1 pseudogene is annotated in these 416 nt (G+C 72.4%); it reads right to left on the bottom strand.

Going from position 1 to position 416, the window contains the following annotated elements:
* Positions 1-416: pseudogene (locus tag GVL52_RS32385) on the bottom strand (hypothetical protein); the annotation flags it as partial.

The raw sequence follows: 416 nt of genomic DNA, 5'->3' as shown, positions 1-416 counted from the left end.
GGAATGTACCGACAGCTCCTGGATGCTGCCGGCCAGGCCCCGCCGGTTGAGCAGCCCGGTGAGCACGTCGTAGCGCGTCTCGGTGCGCAGCTGCTCGGCCAGCACCCGCAGCTGCTGCTCGCTTTCGCGGGCGCGCAGTTCCGCGGCACGCAGTTCGCTCTCGTGGCGCTTCACCGCGGAGATGTCGGTGTGAAGGGCATAGTTCTGGCCGCCGGCGCTGCGGTTCATGGCCACCCGCATCCAGCGGTGCCCCGGCAGCGGCACCTCGAACGGCGCCCCGGCGAAGTAGGCCGCATCGTGCAGGGCCGCGGCGAGGTCCTGCGCCCGCAGCCGGCGCTCGTCCGGGTCGGGTGCGGCATCCCAGAGCCGCTGCACGATCTGCACGTAGGTCTGCTGCTCCAGCGCCGAGCCGGAGG

Source organism: Rhizobium sp. 18055 (assembly GCF_902706285.1).
Classification (GTDB): domain Bacteria; phylum Pseudomonadota; class Alphaproteobacteria; order Rhizobiales; family Rhizobiaceae; genus Rhizobium.
Note: the sequence above shows the minus strand (reverse complement) of the source record. Positions and strands in the feature narration are given on the sequence as shown.